This window comes from Rosenbergiella metrosideri (assembly GCF_022602565.1).
Classification (GTDB): Bacteria; Pseudomonadota; Gammaproteobacteria; order Enterobacterales; family Enterobacteriaceae; genus Rosenbergiella; species Rosenbergiella metrosideri.
This window is the reverse complement of sequence record NZ_JALBCV010000002.1, coordinates 169,380-182,327: the sequence shown is the minus strand read 5'-3', so window position 1 is coordinate 182,327 and position 12,948 is coordinate 169,380. Positions and strand designations below refer to the sequence as shown.

General features: G+C 47.3%; 13 protein-coding genes, 1 tRNA gene and 1 pseudogene. 9 read left to right on the top strand and 6 right to left on the bottom strand.

What is annotated here, in order from left to right; translation table 11 throughout:
- Positions 1-23: 23 nt before the first annotated feature.
- The 7 genes from mrdA (at position 24) to lipA (ending at position 7,655) form a co-directional block, all read left to right on the top strand.
- On the top strand, positions 24-1,931 hold the full coding sequence (gene mrdA, locus MKR94_RS03365; protein WP_241645452.1) for a peptidoglycan DD-transpeptidase MrdA: 1,908 nt from the start codon (positions 24-26) through the stop codon (positions 1,929-1,931).
- Between the two features lie 5 nt (positions 1,932-1,936).
- Positions 1,937-3,049: a peptidoglycan glycosyltransferase MrdB gene (gene mrdB / locus MKR94_RS03360; protein WP_241645613.1), complete on the top strand. Its 1,113-nt coding sequence runs from the start codon at positions 1,937-1,939 to the stop codon at positions 3,047-3,049.
- Positions 3,050-3,058: 9 nt separating this feature from the next.
- Entirely contained in the window at positions 3,059-4,231 is a 1,173-nt protein-coding gene (rlpA, locus tag MKR94_RS03355; RefSeq protein ID WP_241645451.1) for an endolytic peptidoglycan transglycosylase RlpA, read from the top strand.
- 70 nt (positions 4,232-4,301) lie between these two features.
- Positions 4,302-5,513 carry a D-alanyl-D-alanine carboxypeptidase DacA gene (gene dacA / locus MKR94_RS03350; protein ID WP_241645450.1) on the top strand — a complete coding sequence of 404 codons (1,212 nt, stop codon included), beginning with the start codon at positions 4,302-4,304 and terminating at the stop codon, positions 5,511-5,513.
- Between the two features lie 87 nt (positions 5,514-5,600).
- On the top strand, positions 5,601-5,864 hold the full coding sequence (gene ybeD / locus MKR94_RS03345) for a DUF493 family protein YbeD (protein ID WP_099825622.1): 264 nt from the start codon (positions 5,601-5,603) through the stop codon (positions 5,862-5,864).
- Entirely contained in the window at positions 5,864-6,568 is a 705-nt protein-coding gene (gene lipB / locus MKR94_RS03340; RefSeq protein WP_241645449.1) for a lipoyl(octanoyl) transferase LipB, read from the top strand. Before ybeD ends, lipB begins: the two co-directional genes overlap by 1 nt.
- A gap of 121 nt (positions 6,569-6,689) precedes the next feature.
- Positions 6,690-7,655 (top strand): lipoyl synthase, encoded by a 966-nt coding sequence (gene lipA / locus MKR94_RS03335; protein WP_241645448.1) that lies wholly within the window; start codon positions 6,690-6,692, stop codon positions 7,653-7,655.
- A gap of 88 nt (positions 7,656-7,743) precedes the next feature.
- Here the strand turns inward: lipA and tatE are convergent, their stop codons facing one another.
- The 6 genes from tatE to folD all read right to left on the bottom strand — a co-directional run bounded on the left by tatE (position 7,744) and on the right by folD (position 11,430).
- A complete protein-coding gene (gene tatE, locus MKR94_RS03330; RefSeq protein ID WP_099825627.1) occupies positions 7,744-7,947 on the bottom strand; it encodes a twin-arginine translocase subunit TatE in 204 nt (67 codons plus the stop codon).
- A 166-nt stretch (positions 7,948-8,113) separates the two neighbouring features.
- On the bottom strand, positions 8,114-8,323 hold the full coding sequence (gene cspE, locus MKR94_RS03325; protein ID WP_006118399.1) for a transcription antiterminator/RNA stability regulator CspE: 210 nt from the start codon (positions 8,321-8,323) through the stop codon (positions 8,114-8,116).
- A 201-nt stretch (positions 8,324-8,524) separates the two neighbouring features.
- Positions 8,525-9,607: an endonuclease/exonuclease/phosphatase family protein gene (locus MKR94_RS03320; protein WP_241645447.1), complete on the bottom strand. Its 1,083-nt coding sequence runs from the start codon at positions 9,605-9,607 to the stop codon at positions 8,525-8,527.
- A 21-nt stretch (positions 9,608-9,628) separates the two neighbouring features.
- A complete protein-coding gene (locus tag MKR94_RS03315; RefSeq protein ID WP_241645446.1) occupies positions 9,629-10,192 on the bottom strand; it encodes a YbhB/YbcL family Raf kinase inhibitor-like protein in 564 nt (187 codons plus the stop codon).
- A gap of 159 nt (positions 10,193-10,351) precedes the next feature.
- Positions 10,352-10,564, bottom strand: coding sequence for a ribosome-associated protein YbcJ (gene ybcJ, locus MKR94_RS03310; RefSeq protein WP_048911740.1), 213 nt, complete (start codon positions 10,562-10,564; stop codon positions 10,352-10,354).
- Positions 10,564-11,430: a bifunctional methylenetetrahydrofolate dehydrogenase/methenyltetrahydrofolate cyclohydrolase FolD gene (gene folD / locus MKR94_RS03305; RefSeq protein ID WP_241645445.1), complete on the bottom strand. Its 867-nt coding sequence runs from the start codon at positions 11,428-11,430 to the stop codon at positions 10,564-10,566. Before folD ends, ybcJ begins: the two co-directional genes overlap by 1 nt.
- A gap of 177 nt (positions 11,431-11,607) precedes the next feature.
- Between folD and MKR94_RS03300 the strand changes: the two genes are divergently transcribed.
- A tRNA-Arg gene (locus tag MKR94_RS03300) sits at positions 11,608-11,684 on the top strand.
- A gap of 196 nt (positions 11,685-11,880) precedes the next feature.
- Positions 11,881-12,558, top strand: a pseudogene (locus MKR94_RS03295) (tyrosine-type recombinase/integrase); the annotation flags it as partial.
- Positions 12,559-12,948 lie beyond the last annotated feature (390 nt).

The following is a 12,948-nucleotide window of genomic DNA, read 5'->3' as shown; positions in this document are numbered from 1 at the left end:
TTGAATAAGTAGAAAACACTTGCATGAAATTGACCGCCTACGCTTTTCGTGATTATAGCGCCGAACAAAAGTTATTTGTGAAACGGGCCGCCATCGCACTTGTGGGTGTTTTTCTATTACTCTCGATTCTTATCGTCAACATGTGCCATCTACAGATTGTTAAGTATGATGATTACCGCACACGATCTAATCAGAACCGTATCAAACTCGTACCGATTGCCCCCAGTCGCGGCATGATTTATGACCGTAATGGCACCGCACTCGCGTTAAATCGCACTATCTACCAAGCTGAAATCTTGCCGGCAAAAGTTGGTAACTTGAAACAGACACTCGCAGCGTTACAACCCGTCTTATCCTTGACCGACGAAGAGTTAGTGTCCTTCGAAAAAGAGCGTAAGCAAGCCCGACGCTTTGCCCCTGTAGTCATTAAAAATGAGTTAAACGACGAGCAAATCGCTCGGTTTGCCGTCAACCAATATCGTTTCCCCGGTGTGGAAATCAAAGGATATCAACGCCGCTATTACCCCTATGGCCCTAGCCTCACCCATATTGTGGGTTACGTTTCAAAAATTAATGACCGCGATATGGCACGATTGAACCGTGAGCAGAAGGCGGGCAATTACAGTGCTAGCCACGATATCGGCAAGCTTGGCGTGGAAGCTTATTATGAGGACCTTCTACACGGTGATACTGGGTATGAAGAGGTTGAGGTCAATAACCGTGGTCGGGTTGTCAGGCAACTTAATGAGGTCACTCCGCAAGCCGGTGAAGATATTACATTAACCCTAGACTTAGGATTACAGCAATATATTGAGACGTTACTGGCCGGAAGCCGTGGTGCGGTTGTGGTTAGCGATCCTCGCAATGGCGAAATTCTCGCCATGGTCTCCATGCCCAGTTACGACCCCAACTTATTTGTCGATGGCATTTCAAGTAAAGATTATAAAGAATTATTGACCAATCCCGACCGTCCATTGTACAACCGTGCCATTCAAGCGGCCTACCCGCCAGCCTCGACTGTAAAGCCTTTCGTTGCTGTTTCGGCATTAAGTGCTGGCGTAATAACCGAAAACACCAGTTTATTCGACCCCGGTTGGTGGCAATTACCCGGTAGTGAAAAGCGCTTTCGCGATTGGAAAAAATGGGGGCATGGTCGACTGAATGTGACCAAGTCTCTTGAAGAGTCTGCAGACACTTTTTTCTATCAAGTCGCCTTTGATCTAGGTATTGATCGGCTATCTGATTGGATGATGAAATTTGGCTATGGCCAACGTACAGGAATCGATCTGCCCCAAGAGAGCGCGGGGAATATGCCTACACGGGAATGGAAGATCAACCGCTTCAAAAAACCCTGGTATCAGGGTGACACTATCCCGGTGGGCATTGGTCAAGGCTATTGGACAGCTACGCCGTTGCAAATGAATAAGGCATTAATGGCATTGATCAATGATGGGGTTCTGAAAGTCCCGCATTTATTATTGTCAGCAAATCGGGCCGGCACCCGTTACCCCTACCAGCCTCCCGTTTCTGAGGTGATTGGGGATGTGCATTCTGGCTACTGGGAAATTGCTAAAGATGGAATGTATGGCGTTGCTAACCGTCCTAATGGTACGGCGCATAAGAGTTTCGTCAGCGCCCCGTATAAAATTGCCGCGAAATCGGGTACCGCTCAAGTTTTTGGGCTGAAAGCTAACGAGACCTACAATGCACATAAAATTTCAGAGCGGTTGCGTGATCATAAATTGATGACCGCCTTCGCTCCCTATGACAACCCACGGGTCGCCATTACCATGATTTTAGAGAATGGCGGCTCCGGCGCAGCAGTTGGTACCATCATGCGCCAAATTTTGGATCATATTATGTTAGGTGACAACAATACCCAATTATCGCCCGAGGCTCCGCTGCCTTCTGGCTATGAAGGTGACGAGTAATGCCCATGAGCGACCACCCACAGAAACAATCAATCTGGACTCGCATCCACGTTGATCCCATGTTTATGATCATCATTCTCACGCTGCTCACCTATAGCGGATTTATTATCTGGAGCGCCAGTGGCCAAGATCCAGGGATGATGGAGCGTAAAATAGGCCAAATTGGTATGGGCCTAGCCTTAATGTTAACGCTAGCTCAAATTCCGCCACGGGTATATGAAAGCTGGGCGCCTTATCTGTATATTTTAAGCGTGGTATTGCTGATAGCCGTGGATGCATTTGGCCATATCAGTAAAGGTGCACAACGTTGGTTGGATCTGGGTATTGTGCGCTTCCAACCGTCAGAAATTGCGAAAATAGCCGTGCCGCTGATGGTTGCCCGATTTATCAATCGTGATGTCTGCCCACCTTCGCTTAAAAATACTGGTATTGCGCTGGTGTTGATAGCCGTGCCTACACTATTAGTGGCAGCTCAACCAGATTTAGGAACGGCTATCTTGATCGCCGCCTCCGGTATATTCGTTCTGTTCCTTTCGGGAATGAGCTGGCGATTGATCGGTATTGCCGTACTCCTACTCGCGGCTTTTATCCCCATTTTATGGTTCTTTTTGATGCATGATTATCAGCGCGATCGGGTAATGATGCTGTTAAATCCGGAAAGTGATCCCTTAGGGGCTGGCTATCATATAATCCAATCTAAAATTGCCATCGGCTCTGGAGGCTTACGTGGTAAAGGCTGGTTACACGGTACCCAATCTCAGCTTGAGTTTCTGCCCGAACGCCATACTGACTTTATTTTTGCAGTACTCGCCGAAGAGTTAGGGCTTATCGGGGTTCTGGGCCTACTCACCCTCTATCTTCTGTTGATTGTTCGTGGCTTAATCATTGCGGCCCGTGCGCAGACCACCTTTGGCCGTGTGATGGCCGGGGGATTAATGCTAATCTTATTTGTCTATGTATTCGTCAATATTGGTATGGTGAGTGGTATTCTTCCAGTTGTCGGAGTTCCCTTACCCTTAGTGAGCTATGGTGGTTCAGCACTGGTGGTCCTCATGGCAGGTTTTGGCATTGTTATGTCAATACATACTCATCGAAAAATGTTATCTAAAAGCGTATAAGAGGCAGACATGCGAAAGGAATGGCTTGGAATCAGCTTGGCATCATTAATCTTAGCGGCCTGTTCGTCAGAACAGTCACAGCAAAATTATACCGCCCCCCCACTGCCTGCCTATAATGGACCGGTGGTGGAGATACCCGGTATTGAACCGAAATACGAGCCTCGCAATGCAACTGCTAATAACGACTACAGCGTCAATGGTATTCGTTATAAAATTGCTACGGACACACAGAACTTTAGCCAAATTGGTTTAGCCTCGATCTATGGTGACGATGCCCAAGGCAACCGTACCGCATCAGGCGAAGCGTTCGATTCAGATGCTTTCACTGCAGCGCATCCTACCTTGCCAATCCCATCATATGTACGCGTCACAAACCTCGCGAATAATCGCCAAATCGTGGTCCGTATCAATGACCGTGGTCCCTTTATTCCCGGCCGGATTATTGATCTTTCCCCAGCTGCGGCCACTCGCTTGAATACCTCGAATAATAGTCGGGTACGTATTGATGTGATCAATGTGGCTGCCGATGGCACCCTATCGGGGCCTGGGACAATTGGTACACGTGTTGCAAAACAGAGCTACGACCTCCCCGCACGCCCTAATCTTGACGCCGGGATGACTTCGGAAGACGCCTCATCGGGCAGTACCGCACTCCCCCCTGTGACCACGTCGACAACGCCCACTGATGCTAATGTTCGCACTGTGGATAATAGCGAGTTACAGAGTACTGACGAGCTGGGCGCGCCAGTGCATAGCAACGGTCTGCAAGGTGCCCCGCAACCGCTGCGCAGTGGTGTATTAGAGAGTGATGAAGAGCAACAGCCCCCAGTCACTGCACAATCCCCTGCGGCCACAGCCACCAAAGCGTCAACTGTAGCGGCGTCAACCCCGCACACTACACCTGCCGTCAATCCACCAGCCACCAAATCCTCAGCGGTAAGCCACGGTAATGGCAAGGGTTTTGTCGTTCAGGTTGCTGCCGTGAACAACGCTGAACGTGCAAACGAACTGCAGATGAAGTTAGCCCAACATTATGGTGTGGCGGGACATGTCGAAGCTGTACATGGTAATGTTTATCGCGTTCAACTCGGTGGATACAACAGCCGCAGTGAAGCGACTGCGCTGCAGCAGCGTCTCGCCCAAGATAATGTGAATTCATTTATCACTTCGAATAATAATTAAGACTCACAAGGTTCCCCGTTAGCACTATTATAGCGGGGCTTTTGGACTGCCTCTGAATGAGAACGTTACAATGAACAAGACCCTCGCTCCAAAAATGTTAAAGCGTCTCACCCTACTTCCCCTTGTGGCAGTGCTGGTCGGCCCTTCTGCGATGGCGGACGATAATATCGTTCAGACTATGATCCCAGGCGTACCGAATATTGATGCCGAAGCGTATATCGTCATGGATTATAACTCGGGAAAAGTGCTTGCTGAAAAAAATGCTGACGCCCGCCGTGACCCCGCCAGTCTCACTAAAATGATGACCAGTTATGTTATTGGTCAGGCCGTTAAAGCCGGAAAGATTCATCAAGACGATATGGTAACGGTTGGACAGGACGCTTGGGCCACCGGAAACCCTGTATTTAAGGGATCGTCGCTCATGTTCCTGAAACCGGGTGACCGCGTACCGGTCTCTCAACTGACTCGCGGCATTGTTCTGCAATCAGGCAATGATGCCTGCGTTGCCATGGCGGATTATGTTGCCGGTAGCCAAGAGACCTTTGTCGGGCTGATGAACAATTATGTGAAGTCCTTAGGACTCAAAAATACCCACTTCCAAACCGTTCACGGATTGGATGCTGACGGGCAATACAGTTCAGCACGGGATATGGCGCTGATTGGTCAAGCACTGATTAGAGATGTTCCGGACGAATACGCGATTTATCACGAAAAAGAATTTACCTTCAATAATATCCGCCAGATGAACCGTAATGGTTTGCTGTGGGACACCAGCATGAATGTCGATGGTATTAAAACCGGACACACCGATTCTGCAGGATTTAACTTAGTCGCCTCGGCGACCGAAGGTCAAATGCGTCTGATTTCGGCAGTCATGGGTGGCCACACCTACAAAGGTCGTGAAACCGAAAGTAAAAAATTGCTGACGTGGGGCTTTCGCTTCTTCGAAACTATCTCTCCGATCAAAGCAGGTAAAGACTTTGCCTCCGAACCCGTATGGTTCGGTGATACTGATAAAGCAGAGCTGGGTGTGAATAAAGATGTTTATATCACGGTACCGCGCGGTCGTATGAAAGATCTTAAAGCCAGCTATGTCCTCAACTCGGGTGAGCTTCACGCACCGCTTCAAAAAAATCAGGTCGTTGGGACGATCAATTTCCAACTTGATGGGAAAATCATTGATAAACGTCCATTGATGGTACTTAACGCTGTGCCTGAAGGCGGTTTTTTCAGTAAAATCGTCGATCATATCAAACTAATGTTCCACCATTGGTTCGGCTAGCGGCCTTGATTTCTTGCTCATCGGCCCCACATAATAAGTAATATATACTCCCGCGCTTGCGGGAGTCTTTTTTCATTCGGAGTGACTATGAAAACCAAATTAAACGAACTGTTAGAGTTCCCTACCCCTTTTACCTATAAAGTGATGGGCCTGGCACAACCTGAATTGGTGGATCAAGTGATCGAAGTGGTACAACGCCACGCGCCGGGCGAATACTCCCCAACCATCACGCCAAGCAGTAAGGGTAACTACCATTCGGTCTCGATCACGATTACCGCAACCCATATCGACCAAGTTGAAACCCTGTACGAAGAGTTAGGTAATATCGAAATTGTACGTATGGTGATGTAATGCGTCACGATCAACCAACCTCTGTGACGGAACTGCCGCCCCTGATTGTTCGCCATCTTGGTCGGCAACCGTGGCAGACAATTTCCGAGGCGATGCACCGTTTCACTGATAGCCGTACTGAGCATAGTGCTGACGAAGTCTGGTTGGTTGAACACCCTGCTGTCTTTACGCAAGGTCAGGCCGGTAAAGCAGAGCACTTATTAGCGCCGGGCGATATTCCTGTCATGCAGAGTGATCGGGGAGGCCAAGTGACCTATCACGGCCCGGGTCAACAAATTATGTATGTGTTGATAGATATCCGCCGTCGTAAAATCGGGGTAAGAGAGTTAGTCACCGCATTAGAAAATACGGTCATCGCCACCCTTGGCGAAGAAGGGTTACAGGCCTACGCCCGCGCTGACGCGCCTGGCGTATACGTTGCGGGTCAGAAAATTTGTTCACTCGGACTTCGTATTCGTCATGGCTGCTCTTTCCACGGCTTAGCATTAAACGTCGATATGGATCTCTCGCCGTTTACACGCATTAACCCTTGTGGTTATGCTGACTTAACGATGACACAATTGAGAGACCAAGGCAGTCAGCGCAGCTTGGAACAGGTGTCTCAGGCTCTGGCAAAACACTTTACTCATCACGTCCAATGTCAGCAGGTGGTAAACGATACCCCGCTGCCCCGTGAGCACCCGCTTTATTTTACAACTTTGTAACTTTTGTGCGCTTAAGGCTGTCTAAGCAGCAGCCGAGTGATATACTTTTACAAATTTATCAGAAAAGTTGAATCCATGGTGTATTGAACATGATTCTTCTGACAGTGACGCGGAATACCTTATGAGCAAACCAATACAGATGGAACGCGGTGTCAAATATCGCGATGCCGATAAAATGGCATTAATTCCAGTGAAGACCGTGGTAACCGAACGCCAAGAAATACTGCGTAAACCTGAATGGATGAAAATTAAGCTACCGGCTGATTCAAGTCGTATTCAAGGTATTAAGGCTGCCATGCGCAAAAATGGCCTGCATTCGGTCTGTGAAGAAGCCTCCTGCCCTAACCTTGCAGAATGTTTTAACCACGGTACGGCTACCTTTATGATCCTCGGGGCAATCTGTACCCGACGCTGCCCTTTCTGTGACGTTGCCCATGGTCGCCCTGTCGCGCCTGATACCAATGAGCCAGTCAAGCTTGGTCAAACTATCGCGGATATGGCACTACGCTATGTAGTGATTACGTCAGTAGACCGTGATGATTTACGCGACGGTGGCGCACAGCATTTTGCCGACTGTATTACCGCAATTCGTGAGAAAAGCCCTAACATTAAAATTGAAACACTGGTACCCGATTTTCGTGGCAGGATGGATAAAGCCTTGGAAATCCTCTCAGCCACACCACCGGATGTGTTCAACCATAATTTAGAAAATGTGCCGCGTCTATACCGTCAAGTGCGCCCTGGGGCTAACTACCAATGGTCATTGACACTGTTAGAGAAGTTTAAGCAGGCACATCCAGATATCCCTACAAAATCAGGACTGATGGTTGGACTAGGTGAAACGAACGAAGAGATTATTGACGTTATGCGCGACTTGCGTCGCCACGGCGTAACAATGCTGACGTTAGGACAATATTTGCAACCTAGCCGCCATCATCTTCCTGTACAGCGCTATGTGAGCCCTGCTGAATTTGATGAGATGAAAGAGGCTGCAATGGAAATGGGCTTCACTCATGCTGCCTGTGGTCCATTTGTACGCTCTTCTTACCATGCCGATATGCAGGCTCAGGGGATCGAGATAAAATAATTTGCCTTCAGCAACAAAAAAGCCAGTCCTCTTCAGAGCACTGGCTTTTTTTATATTTACTTACATTATGCTGTAAATAATCGACTGGCTACTCTTTATGCGTGACGCGGTCAGCGGTGGCCTCTTCAGCCGTCGAATTTTTTGCCGCACTATCATCATCTTTCATCGCTTTTTTGAAGCCTTTAATCGCACTGCCTAGGTCGCCCCCAAGAGAACGTAACTTATTAGTACCAAACAATAAAACGATTAATGCGCCGATGATTAACAACTTGGCTAAGCTAATACCTTCCATAACTCTCTTTTAACCTCAATACCTAGCAGGACACTCTCTCTATCTTGATAGAGGATGATTATAACACAATTATGATCTGTAACAGATTGCGTATTAACATCTACTTAACGTAAAGGCAAAAAAAAACCCGCCAAAGCGGCGGGTTTTTGAAATTCTGGCTGTTAACTTACAGGCTGATAACGTTAGCAGCAGATGGGCCTTTAGCGCCGTCAGTAATTTCAAACTCTACGCGTTGACCTTCAGCAAGAGTTTTGAAGCCATTGCTCTGGATAGCAGAGAAGTGTACGAATACATCTTTGCTGCCATCTTCAGGAGTAATGAAACCGAATCCTTTGGATTCATTAAACCACTTAACGTTACCTTTAATCTTAGACATCTATATTACCTTTACATTAAAAAAGACACTAAATCTGTGTCGGTATCTAGTACACCAATTGCGGAGCCATTTGTCCAGTAAGATCTGATGAAAAAGTGATAAATATCGTTTTTTTATACAATTGGTTGATATTCACCCACCAAAAACGGCTTTTTATGGAACCGAACCCATTCCCGTCATCACTGGTTATGGAAAATTTTTTTATTCACCTGGACGGTGAACATGCTGTTCATGGCCGCCAACTTGACTCAATACCTCTTTAGCCAGTTTTTCATCGTCCTGAGTACAGACTAGTTTTTGCTGTTGAGCGCCCTGTCGTGGATGATAAAGTAGCTCGACGTAGAAAGGATAATGATCTGACCCGATATTAGGTAGACGTCTTAAATCCTTTAAAACAAAAGCTTTGCTATGGAAAACATGATCCAGTGGCCAACGTAAAAAAGGGTAACTAGCATGGAAAGTCGAAAACATGCCTCTCCCCCGCCGTGGGTCGATCAATCCACTCACTTTCAGAAACAGACGTGTGCTGCGCGACCATGCCACATCATTCATGTCCCCGGTCACAATAACAGGGATATCGCGTTGCTCAACACTCTTACCCACCATCACCAGTTCCGCATCACGATCGATTGAATCATCGCTCTCTGTCGGGCTAGGCGGCATAGGATGTAAGCAGTGCAGGCTGACTTCTAGCCCCTCTGCGGTAACGAGCAGAAGATGCGCAGAGGGAATCGTTTCATCGACCAAGAATTGAATTTTCGCATCCTGCACTTCAACCCGTGAATAGACATGCATCCCATAGAGATTATCTTGCGGGCAGCGGATCACCCAAGGGTAGTCCTGTTCGAGTGGCTTAAGGTGATCTTCCCACCACTGGTCAGTTTCGACGGCAACCAATACGTCAGGTTTCTCCTGTTCCACTAACGCCAACAACTTGCCTGCTTGACGGTTAGGTGTCAGCACATTCGACACCATGATTTTTAACGTGGTGCCTGTCCAGTCGGGCTGCGCATCCTCAACCTGTTTGCGGGCTAGCGCCGTATAGGGATAAATCCAGAACAGTTGATAGGCCGCGCAGCCCAGAGTGATGACTTGCAAGCAGCTCACCCAGAGCGGCGCATCAAACTCATAATAGCTTACGGCGAACGCGAGTAATAAAGCGATCGTTAACAACTGCACCCGCGGGAAATCCCATACCCTTACCCACCAATAGCGACAATGCGAAAGCGGTGCGAGAGTGAGTAATAATAATAGGCTGCTTAATAGCGTTAAGAGGATTAGCACAAACACGGTCTCATTTAATAATCATTGGGCGGTTTTAGCTTGGTAGCCTGCGACCATGCCCGCCGACGCCAGCGCATGGCCTTCAAGACGATGCAATAACTCTTCTCGTAACAACCCAGCGGGTAATGCAGTTGTCGGCAGGTCGGTGGCGATTAATGTGAAGGTATAGTAATGCAAATCGAGAGTCGGAGGAGGACAAGGCCCTACATAGGCTTCACTACCTTTGCTGTTCAATCCGCCGACAAAACCTTTGCCATTGCTTAATGCAGTACGTTCTAAGCGCTGTGTGGTAGCCGGAATCCCGTAGGCGACAAGATGGGTCACTCCCAAACCGTTTTTACCTTGGGGATCTTGAATGATTAACGCGAAACTCTTGGTATTCGCTGGCGCATTCTGCCACGTCAATAAAGGGGAGATATTTTGCCCATGGCACGCAGGATCATTACCCGGTTTCCCCCCCGCGGCGGCAGGTAATAGCTTACCGGATGAGAAGTCGGGTGAAGTTAAGGTGAAGGGTGCAGCGTTTGCCCAAGCACTGCTGCCCGCGGCGGCAATCACCAGCAAAGACGAGAGAAGCTTTTTCATTTAATTATCCGTCTCCAAGTAAAATTATTAAACAATCTTATAACAATACTGTTTACTTAGGATAGCGCAGAGTAGGAATAGCAGCGGATAACTGAGAGAAATCGGGACAGTCTGATTCAACTACCGGTAAGTGGGGTCCAACCGGTAGTTATGGTGGGATTACGCAATCACTTGTATTGATTGACCGGCGAAGCTCACCACTTGTTGTGCATGGATTTTACAGCGTTTACGGGTTTCAATTTTCCCATCTACGGTCACTTCTCCGGCATCGATCACGATCTTTGCCTGCGCCCCGCTCTCTGTCAGCCCTTCCAGTTTTAACAGGTCACAAAGATCGACATGTGGATGTTTTCCTAATGAAAATTGCTGCATTATTGGTCGCTCCCACTGTGGTATTTTTCACATGCTTCTAAGGTATTTTGAATCAGTGTCGCAACGGTCATTGGACCAACGCCCCCCGGTACCGGTGTAATCAGTGAGGCGCGTTCGCAGGCCGCATCAAAGTCGACATCTCCAGTCACTTTTCCACTTTCTAAACGGTTGATCCCTACATCAATCACAATCGCCCCCGGTTTAATCCAATCGCCTGGGATGAAGTGTGCTTTACCTACCGCAACTACTAGTAAGTCTGCACGTTCAATATGGGAACGCAAATCTTTGGTAAAACGGTGTGTGACTGTCGTGGTGCATCCTGCAAGCAGTAGCTCCAACGCCATAGGACGCCCAACAATATTAGACGCCCCGACGATAACCGCATTTAAGCCAAAGGTATCGACATTGTTACGTTCTAATAATGTGATAATTCCCCGTGGCGTACAGGGACGTAGAATAGGCGCACGTTGGCAGAGTCTGCCCACATTGTAGGGATGAAACCCATCGACATCTTTACTCGGAGCAATACGTTCCAGAACTTTTACGTTATCGATACCTTCAGGTAAAGGAAGTTGAACCAAAATACCGTCGATTGCTTGGTCTTCGTTAAGTTGGTCAATAAGTTCGAGTAGCGCTTGCTCACTGGTGGTCGCCGGTAAATCGTAGGAACGGGAAATAAACCCAACTTCCTCACAGGCTTTACGTTTACTACCGACATAAATCTCGGAAGCAGGATCGCTACCGACTAAGATAACGGCAAGGCCAGGCGCACGCTTACCTGAAGAAAGACGTTGTTGAACTCCAGCAGCAACTTCAGCACGAACTTGCTGCGCAATCGTTTTACCATCAATAATTTTCGCTGACATCCGGATAAAATCCACTTTTAAGCTATTAGGGGGAATCTTTGTATTTTGTCAGAAGCAGACAAAGCTGTCAGGTTAAGATTTACGAATTATGCTCAAAGCTTCAGCAATAAACTGATTCTACGCCTAAAGTGATTGACTCATGACCCTTCAGCCGTATAATCCGTGACTGAAATCAGGGCGCCCTTAGCTCAGTTGGATAGAGCACCGGCCTTCTAAGCCGTAGGTCATAGGTTCGAATCCTATAGGGCGTACCATTTCAACATCCACACCCCTCCAGTAACATCTACTCATCCCACTGAAATCAAGTATCTTAGCCAATTCCTTATCTACCAACGTCCAGTAATATCCATTGTAATCCACTTATAAGTGGGGGGATATTTGGGGGCACCCTCAGGTTAAATGAAATAGATCCCCCAAAATGAGCTAAATACCCGTTAGGTCGATACAGTCAAAGCCCAAGAAAAACCCTATAAGCTATCTGATGGTGGCGGCCAATACCTGTTAGTAAACCCTACAGACTCAAAATATTGGCGTTTAAAATATCGTATAGCGGGTAATGAAAAATTATTATCTGTGGGGGTATATCCTGATGTCACGTTGGCCGATGCCAGAAGTAAGCGCGAGGATGCAAAGAGAATCATTGCCGCTGGTGGTGATCCAAGCCAGGAGAAGCAAGCCGAGAAAGTTGCTAAAGTGTTAGCAGTCCAGAATAGTTTCGAGTCTATCGCTATCGAGTGGCACAACCATAAAAAAGAAAACTGGTCACAGGGCTACGCTGAGGACATTCTGGAGTATCTGACTAAAGAGATATTTCCTTTTATTGGTAAGCGAGCGATAAACGAGATTAAACCCGCCGAGATGCTGGCAGTGCTTCGGAAGATGGAGCAGCGTGGCGTACTGGATAAACTAAAAAAGACCCGGCAAGCCTGTAGGCAGATATTTACTCATGCTGTTATCACTGGCAGAGCCGAGAATAATCCGGTTACTGATTTATCCGGCGCGTTGAAAGCACCAATGCAAAAGCACTTCCCTCACCTCAATGTTGAGGAGATCCCCGCGTTCCCCACGGAGCTAAATAAATATTCTGGCAGCATGATAACCAGAATTGCCACCAGGCTACTGATGATACTACGTAAATGACTTAGTTAGATTTTATAAAAAATATCGTAGTAGTGAGGCATTGGAATGGAATAAACTTAGCAGTAAGATAAGAGATGTTTTTGTAGATATGAAATACCAAGGAGCTATAAGAAATTCCGATGTAAAATATTTTGAGAGAAATGATATAGACGAGGTAGTAGCATTTATTTCATCCTCCCCATATTTACTTACCTTCGAAAATGGACGGGGAAGAATTAAATACCTCAGGAGAGGATTATGATTCGTATTTTATGTTTATTTATAATAATAAATTCTTTCATAGTTGTTGAATGTCAAGCAGGTCAAGCAGGTCAAGCAGGTCAAGCAGGTCAAGCAGGTCAAGCAGGTCAAGCAGGTCAAGCAGGTCAAGCAGGTCAA

Excerpts from the sequence above, each read along its gene's own strand:
- mrdA (WP_241645452.1), top strand. The coding sequence starts at position 24 with ATGAAATTGACCGCCTACGCTTTTCGTGATTATAGCGCCGAACAAAAG.
- mrdB (WP_241645613.1), top strand. The coding sequence starts at position 1,937 with ATGAGCGACCACCCACAGAAACAATCAATCTGGACTCGCATCCACGTT.
- rlpA (WP_241645451.1), top strand. The coding sequence starts at position 3,059 with ATGCGAAAGGAATGGCTTGGAATCAGCTTGGCATCATTAATCTTAGCG.
- dacA (WP_241645450.1), top strand. The coding sequence starts at position 4,302 with ATGAACAAGACCCTCGCTCCAAAAATGTTAAAGCGTCTCACCCTACTT.
- ybeD (WP_099825622.1), top strand. The coding sequence starts at position 5,601 with ATGAAAACCAAATTAAACGAACTGTTAGAGTTCCCTACCCCTTTTACC.
- lipB (WP_241645449.1), top strand. The coding sequence starts at position 5,864 with ATGCGTCACGATCAACCAACCTCTGTGACGGAACTGCCGCCCCTGATT.
- lipA (WP_241645448.1), top strand. The coding sequence starts at position 6,690 with ATGAGCAAACCAATACAGATGGAACGCGGTGTCAAATATCGCGATGCC.
- tatE (WP_099825627.1), bottom strand. The coding sequence starts at position 7,947 with ATGGAAGGTATTAGCTTAGCCAAGTTGTTAATCATCGGCGCATTAATC.
- cspE (WP_006118399.1), bottom strand. The coding sequence starts at position 8,323 with ATGTCTAAGATTAAAGGTAACGTTAAGTGGTTTAATGAATCCAAAGGA.
- MKR94_RS03315 (WP_241645446.1), bottom strand. The coding sequence starts at position 10,192 with ATGAAAAAGCTTCTCTCGTCTTTGCTGGTGATTGCCGCCGCGGGCAGC.
- ybcJ (WP_048911740.1), bottom strand. The coding sequence starts at position 10,564 with ATGCAGCAATTTTCATTAGGAAAACATCCACATGTCGATCTTTGTGAC.
- folD (WP_241645445.1), bottom strand. The coding sequence starts at position 11,430 with ATGTCAGCGAAAATTATTGATGGTAAAACGATTGCGCAGCAAGTTCGT.